This window comes from Streptomyces sp. NPDC127084 (assembly GCF_042724175.1).
Classification (GTDB): Bacteria; Actinomycetota; Actinomycetes; order Streptomycetales; family Streptomycetaceae; genus Streptomyces.
Map to the genome: position 1 here is coordinate 1 of NZ_JBHXFA010000232.1, position 7822 is coordinate 7822.

Genomic DNA, 7822 nt, shown 5'->3' on the forward strand with positions numbered 1-7822 from the left:
GAGCGCGCGGCGACCCCCTCCCCCCTAGACCTCGCCCCGCGACCGCCGGCCGCTCCCCCGCCGGGGGGCCTCCCCCCGCCGCGCGCGGGCCCCCCCCCCCCCGTCCGCGTCCGCGTCAGCAGCGCCACGCTCACGGCGACGGCCAACCCCCGGAAACCCAGCCTGGCATGGGGGTCCTCCCGGACGAAGTCCGGGGGAGTTTGAGGCCGGACACTCCGGCCCACCGGACGGGGCGGGGGTACACCGGGGCACCAGGCGACCCCGTGCAACGGGCACCACCGGGTGCGGGCGCCGACCACCCGGCTCGGCTACGACCCGCTGCGCGCCACCACTCGCGCCCCCGTCCGCTCCAGCCGCTCCGCCGTCCGCCGGGCCGTCTCCCGGGCCCACTCGCCGCTGGTCGCCGCGCCCACCGCGAGGACTGCCAGGCCGCAGGCCGTGATGATCCACCAGGCCGGGCGGCTTGCCGCCAGGAAGGTCGAGGCGGGAGCCGTCGCGCTGGTGCCGGCGGCCAGGACCGAGCCGATGACCGCGACACCGAGGGTCGAGCCGGTCTGGCGGCTGGTCGAGGCGATGGCCGCGGCCACGCCCGCCTGGGCGCGGGGCATCCCGGAGACCGCCGTGTTGGTGATGGGGGCGTTGACCGTGCCGAAGCCGAGGCCGAACAGCACATAGGCGGTGAAGAGCAGCGGTGTGCTCGACTCCGCGGCGAAGGCGGCGAAGAGCAGCCCGCTCGCCGCCATCGTCGCTCCGGCGACGATCAGGGGGAGGCGTGGGCCACGGGCGCCGACCAGACGGCCGGAGAGCGGGGCGCACACGAAGGTGAGCCCGGCCATCGGGAGCATGTACAGCCCCGCGTCGAGCGGGGAAAGGCCGCGCGTGCCCTGGAGGTAGAGGGTGTTGAGGAACAGGAAGCCGCTCAGCGCGGCGAAGGCGCTGACCGCGATGACCGTGGCGCCGCTGAACGGGGCCGAGCGGAAGAAGCGCAGGTCGATGAGGGGTTCCGCGCGCCGGGGCTCGTAGAGCAGCAGTCCGGCCAGGGCGGCGACCGCGACCCCGGCCAGTGGGAGGACGGCCGCTCCCTGGCTGGGCGCCTCGATGATCGCGTACGTGACCGAGCCGAGGAGCGCGATCACGAGGACCTGTCCGACCGGGTCGGGCCTGCGGGGCTTGGGGGCACGGGACTCCGGGACGTAGCGCCAGGTGAGGAGGAGCGCGACGAGGCCGACGGGGATGTTGAGCCAGAAGACGGAGCGCCAGCCGACCGTTCCGACCAGTAGCCCGCCGACGACCGGGCCTGCGGCCATCGAGATCCCGACTACCCCGCCCCAGGCGCCGATGGCGCGGGCGCGCTCCCGTGGGTCGGTGAACGTGTTGGTGATGATCGACATCGCGACCGGGTTGAGCATCGAGCCGCCCACCGCCTGCACCATGCGGAAGACGACGAGCAGCGGGAGGTCGGGCGCGAGCGAGCACAGGGCGGAGCCCAGGGTGAAGAGGGCAAGACCGGTGAGGAAGACCTTGCGGCGGCCGATCCGGTCGGCGGTGGAGCCCGCGAGCACCAGCAGGGACGCCAGGACGAGGGTGTAGGCGTCGATGATCCACTGGAGGCCGGTCACGCTCGTGCCCAGTTCCCGGCGGATCGACGGCAGGGCGACATTGAGGACGGTGGCGTCCAGGCTGACTATCAGCAGGCTCGTACAGCAGATCGCCAGGATCAGCAGCCGCCGCCGAGGGCCCGGGGCGGACGTCGGCACGGGCACGGACATGAGTGCATAGTACGCCTAACTAATGAATCTCGTCATGGGTGACAATGGGCGAATGGCAACGCTTCCCCAGCTCTCGATCGGGCCGCACGCTGTGCAGCCCCCGGTCGTGCTCGCCCCCATGGCGGGCATCACCAACGCCCCCTTCCGCACGCTGTGCCGCGAGTTCAGCGGCGGCAAGGGGCTGTTCGTGAGCGAGATGATCACCACGCGGGCCCTGGTCGAGCGCAACGAGAAGACGATGCAGCTCATCCACTTCGACGCGACCGAGACCCCGCGCTCGATCCAGCTCTACGGGGTGGACCCGGTCACCGTCGGCAAGGCCGTGCGCATGATCGTGGACGAGGACCTGGCCGACCATATCGACCTGAACTTCGGCTGCCCGGTCCCCAAGGTCACCCGCAAGGGCGGCGGCTCGGCGCTTCCGTACAAGCGGCACCTGCTGCGGGCGATCCTGAACGAGGCGGTCGGCAACGCCGGGGACCTGCCGGTGACCATGAAGATGCGCAAGGGTATCGACGACGACCACATCACCTACCTCGACGCGGGCCGGATCGCCGTGGACGAGGGTGTCACGGCCATCGCCCTGCACGGGCGTACGGCGGCGCAGCACTACGGCGGCACCGCGGACTGGGATGCCATCGCCCGGCTCAAGCAGCATGTCCCGGAGATCCCGGTGCTCGGCAATGGTGACATCTGGTCGGCCGACGACGCCCTGCGGATGATGCGTGAGACCGGCTGCGACGGTGTGGTCGTGGGGCGTGGCTGCCTCGGCCGGCCATGGCTGTTCGGGGATCTGGTGGCGGCCTTCGAGGGGACCGGGCAGTACGCGCGGCCGACGCTGCGCGAGGTCGCGGAGGTCATGGTGCGGCACGCGCAACTGCTGGGGGAGTGGATCGGTGACGAGTCCCGTGGCGTCATCGACTTCCGAAAGCATGTCGCCTGGTATCTCAAGGGCTTCGCGGTGGGCTCGGAGATGCGCAAGAGGCTCGCGGTGACTTCGTCGCTGGCCGAGCTGCGCGCTCAGCTGAGCGCGTTGGATCTGGACCAGCCATGGCCGGTCGGCGCGGACGGCCCGCGCGGGCGGACATCCGGGAACAATCGGGTCGTACTGCCGGATGGCTGGCTGAAGGACCCGTACGACTGCGCGGGTGTGAGTGAGGATGCGGAGCTGGACACCTCAGGCGGCTGAGCTGGCCGGACCGTCCGGATCGGCGTCCGGATGGCGGGATCAAGCCACTCATCGCGGCGTGATCCTCGCCACCTCTGATAGGGGTGGCGCTCATATGAGCGGTTGGAGATTGGCTGCACCTTTAGAAGGGTGGCACTGAGTGCCACCCTTTTTGTGTTCAAGAGTTGAACTCAAGTGCCCTATCGGGCGCTCATCTGAGCGGATAATCTCCACTTTCAGTCAAGCGTCCTTCGAGGGGTGAATGGGCCGCAGTCCGGCCATCTACCTGTCAGTAACCTGTGATCTGCTGGCGGACGGGTGGTTAAGCCCCGTTGACGGAGAAGTGCACGTACCCAAACACCTTCGATCTGGGTATGTTCCTCGCCGTCAGGGCAGCCACCGAGTCCTCGAGGAGTCGAGACCCGTGTCGGAAAACAATGATCAGAAGTTCGTCTACGACTTCACCGAAGGCAACAAGGACCTCAAGGACCTCCTCGGTGGCAAAGGCGCGAACCTCGCCGAGATGACCAATCTCGGGCTGCCCGTCCCCCCGGGCTTCACCATCACCACCGAGGCCTGCAAGGTCTACCTCGAAAGCGGCGACGAGCCCGCCGCACTGCGCGACGAGGTGAGTGCGCACCTCGACGCCCTCGAGCAGAAGATGGGCAAGAAGCTCGGCCAGGCCGACGACCCGCTGCTCGTGTCCGTGCGTTCCGGCGCCAAGTTCTCGATGCCCGGAATGATGGACACCGTCCTCAACATCGGGCTCTCCGACAAGTCCGTCGAGGGTCTGGCCAAGCAGGCGGGCGACGACCGCTTCGCCTGGGACTCGTACCGCCGCCTCATCCAGATGTTCGGCAAGACCGTCCTCGGCGTCGACGGCGAGCTCTTCGAGGACGCACTGGAGGAGGCCAAGGCCGCCAAGAAGGTCTCCGTCGACACCGACCTCGACGCCGCCGACCTCAAGAAGCTGGTCAAGCACTTCAAGAAGGTCGTCAAGACCGAGACCGGCCGCGACTTCCCCCAGGACCCGCGTGAGCAGATGGACCTGGCCATCAAGGCCGTCTTCGACTCCTGGAACACTGACCGCGCCAAGCTCTACCGCCGTCAGGAACGCATCCCGGGCGACCTCGGCACCGCCGTCAACGTCTGCTCCATGGTGTTCGGCAACCTCGGCCCCGACTCCGGCACCGGTGTCGCCTTCACCCGCGACCCCGCATCCGGCCACCAGGGCGTCTACGGCGACTACCTCCAGAACGCCCAGGGCGAGGACGTCGTCGCCGGTATCCGCAACACCGTGCCGCTCGCCGATCTGGAGTCGATCGACAAGAAGTCGTACGACCAGCTGATGCAGATCATGGAGACGCTCGAAACGCACTACAAGGACCTGTGCGACATCGAGTTCACCATCGAGCGTGGACAGCTCTGGATGCTCCAGACCCGCGTCGGCAAGCGCACCGCAGGTGCCGCCTTCCGGATCGCCACCCAGCTCGTGGACCAGGGCCTGATCGACGAGGCCGAGGCGCTCCAGCGGGTCAACGGGGCCCAGCTCGCCCAGCTGATGTTCCCCCGCTTCGACGAGGCCGCCAAGGTCGAGAAGCTGGGCCGGGGCATCGCCGCCTCGCCGGGTGCGGCGGTCGGCAAGGCCGTCTTCGACTCCTACACGGCCGTCAAGTGGTCCCGCTCGGGTGAGAAGGTCATCCTGATCCGCCGTGAGACCAACCCGGACGACCTGGACGGCATGATCGCCGCCGAGGGCATCCTGACCTCGCGCGGCGGCAAGACCTCGCACGCGGCCGTGGTCGCCCGCGGCATGGGCAAGACCTGCGTCTGCGGTGCCGAGGAGCTCGAGGTCGACACCAAGCGCCGCCGGATGACCGTCAACGGCACGGTGGTCGAAGAGGGCGACGTGGTCTCCATCGACGGCTCCACCGGCAAGGTGTACCTCGGCGAGGTCCCGGTCGTGCCCTCCCCGGTGGTCGAGTACTTCGAGGGCCGGATGCACGCGGGCGCCGACGACGCCGACGAGCTGGTCCAGGCCGTGCACCGGATCATGGCCTACGCGGACCGGGTGCGCCGGCTGCGCGTACGCGCCAACGCGGACAACGCGGAGGACGCGCTGCGCGCCCGCCGCTTCGGCGCCCAGGGCATCGGCCTCTGCCGCACCGAGCACATGTTCCTCGGCGAGCGCCGCGAGATGGTCGAGAAGCTGATCCTCGCCGACACCGAGACGGAGCGCGAGGACGCCCTCAAGGCCCTGCTGCCGCTCCAGAAGAAGGACTTCATCGAGCTCTTCGAGGCGATGGACGGTCTCCCGGTGACCGTGCGGCTACTCGACCCGCCGCTGCACGAGTTCCTGCCGGACATCACCGAGCTGTCGGTGCGCGTCGCCCTCGCCGAGGCCCGCAAGGACCACAACGAGAACGACCTGCGCCTGCTCCAGGCCGTGCACCGGCTGCACGAGCAGAACCCGATGCTGGGTCTGCGCGGTGTCCGCCTCGGCCTGGTCATCCCCGGCCTGTTCACCATGCAGGTGCGGGCGATCGCCGAGGCCGCGGCCGAGCGCAAGAACGCCAAGGGCGACCCGCGCGCCGAGATCATGATCCCGCTCGTCGGCACCGTCCAGGAGCTGGAGATCGTCCGCGAGGAGGCCGAGCAGGTCATCGCGGAGGTCGAGGCCGCCACCGGTATCGGGCTCAAGCTGGCCCTCGGCACCATGATCGAGCTGCCGCGCGCCGCGCTGACCGCCGGTCAGATCGCCGAGGCCGCGGAGTTCTTCTCCTTCGGCACGAACGACCTCACCCAGACCGTGTGGGGCTTCAGCCGGGACGACGTGGAGGCCAGCTTCTTCACCGCGTACCTGGAGAAGGGCATCTTCGGCGTCAGCCCCTTCGAGACCATCGACAAGGACGGCGTCGGCTCGCTCGTACGCAACGCGGTGGAGGCCGGCCGGGCCACCCGCCCCGACCTCAAGCTCGGCGTCTGCGGCGAGCACGGCGGCGACCCCGAGTCGGTGCACTTCTTCCACGAGGTGGGCCTGGACTACGTGTCCTGCTCACCGTTCCGGATCCCCGTGGCGCGCCTGGAGGCGGGTCGCGCGGCGGCTCAGTCCTCGGGCAGTGACAGCCGTTGACGGCAGGCGGTGACCGGTCGGAGGCGACCGGCCGCTGAGAACTCCGGGGCCGTCGGTGGCTCAACCCTCACCACCCTCACCGACCCATCGATGGCCGCGGCGCCCAAGAGGCGGGCGGGAGAGGCACCTTGTGCGGAGGTGCCGCTCCCGCCCGTCGGCGTCTTCGCCCCTGGTTTCGGCTCGATCCACGCTCATGCCGACTCGACTCGGATCACGCGCGGGCCCTGCCGGCTCGACTTGGCTTGATCCGGCCCCGCTTGGCGCCGCGACCGCGCCCCATGATGTGTGGCGTACGCCACTGTTGAACGGCGAGCCAGTAGTGGACATTAACGGGAGTTTGATTCCCGTCATTCGTTGAGCAAAGAACAGGCGGGGCGCGGCCAGCGGATCCCCACCCACCAGCCGCGCCCCATTACCAATGTCGGACACGGAGCCGCAACCTCCGCTGACCGCCGCCGGGCAGGGAAAGCCCCCCACGGTCTTTGCCTTGCCCCTCGGTACCCGAAGGTTTCGCGTCCGACGTCGTACAGCTTTTCGGGTTGTGCGGTTCTCCGCACTGCGTTTCAACTGTGGCTGAAACTCCGTGGTGACGGCCTGTGATTGCATGCATACTCAATGGCTGGGACGATTGCGGATGCAACAGTGGGGGGTCCATGCTGCGTATCCATTTCACTGGCGAAGACCTTGCGAGGGTGAGGATGGCGGCCAGGCCGGACGTTTTGTGGGAGACGATTCTGAGCTTTCATCGGCTGCGGGACCGCCGGGGCACCTCGGTCTTCGGGGAATGGCGCGCGGAAACCCGCGCCAGGTTGAATGGTGAAACACGACTGCTGGCCGCCCTGGTGCCGCCCCGTGGATATTTCCCGGACTTCCTGACCCCGCCCGAAGCCCTTGAGGGGCTCGACGAGGGCATCGAAGCGGTACGGGCGACTCCGGCACGGCGGCTGCGCGCCGAGCTCGCGCTGCTCGCCGCCGACCGCCCGCAGCCGGGGCTCCCGGCCCGGATCGCCGGGCTCGCCGACGGCGAACCGGAGCCCATGGCCAGGCTCATCGGTGCGCTGCGCAGCTACCACCGGGCGGCGGTCGAGCCGTACTGGGCCCAGATACAGGCCGCCGTGGAGGCCGACCGGGCCGCGCGCGGCCGGGCGCTGCTCGACGGCGGCGCGGCCGAACTGCTCGCCTCCCTGCCGCCCATGCTGCGCTGGAGGGCCCCGGTGCTGGAGGCGGACTACCCCGTGGACCGGGATATCCATCTCGACGGCCGCGGTCTGCTGCTCCAGCCCTCGTACTTCTGCCGCGGGGCCCCGGTCGTTCGGCGCGACGGGGAGCTGCCACCGATCCTGGTCTACCCCGTCACCCACACCGCCCCGCCCTCCGCCACCGACGCCGAACGGGACCGGGTCTCACTGGGCCGCCTCGTGGGCCACACCCGCTCAGCCGTGCTGCACTCCATCGGCAACGGCTGCACGACCAGCGAACTCGCCCGCAGGGCAGGGGTGTCGCTGGCATCGGCCAGCCAGCATGCCTGCGTCCTCAGGGAGGCCGGCCTGGTGGTCACCCTGCGCAACGGGAACGCGGTGCTGCACTCGATGACTCCGCTGGGCACCGCGCTGCTGAGGGGCGGTGCCCAGCGGGATCCGGTGGGTCCGCCGGTTCCCGCGCCGACGGGGGGGGGGCCCCCCGGGGCCGCCCCCCAACCCCGCCCCGGGCGGCGGGGGCCCCCGGGGCCCCCGGGGGGGGGGGGGGCGGCCG

General features: G+C 70.1%; 4 protein-coding genes. 3 read left to right on the forward strand and 1 reads right to left on the reverse strand.

Going from position 1 to position 7822, the window contains the following annotated elements; all coding sequences use genetic code 11:
* Window positions 1-308: 308 nt before the first annotated feature.
* Window positions 309-1769 carry an MFS transporter gene (locus tag ACFWI9_RS31650; RefSeq protein ID WP_387167948.1) on the reverse strand — a complete coding sequence of 487 codons (1461 nt, stop codon included), beginning with the start codon at window positions 1767-1769 and terminating at the stop codon, window positions 309-311.
* Between the two features lie 34 nt (window positions 1770-1803).
* Between ACFWI9_RS31650 and dusB the strand changes: the two genes are divergently transcribed.
* From dusB to ACFWI9_RS31665, 3 genes are all read left to right on the forward strand, one after another.
* Window positions 1804-2958, forward strand: coding sequence for a tRNA dihydrouridine synthase DusB (dusB, locus tag ACFWI9_RS31655; protein ID WP_387167951.1), 1155 nt, complete (start codon window positions 1804-1806; stop codon window positions 2956-2958).
* Window positions 2959-3361: 403 nt separating this feature from the next.
* On the forward strand, window positions 3362-6070 hold the full coding sequence (gene ppdK, locus ACFWI9_RS31660; RefSeq protein ID WP_387167954.1) for a pyruvate, phosphate dikinase: 2709 nt from the start codon (window positions 3362-3364) through the stop codon (window positions 6068-6070).
* A gap of 653 nt (window positions 6071-6723) precedes the next feature.
* Window positions 6724-7822, forward strand: a 1099-nt coding sequence (locus tag ACFWI9_RS31665) for an ArsR/SmtB family transcription factor (protein ID WP_387167955.1), incomplete at its 3' end; no start/stop codon positions are given.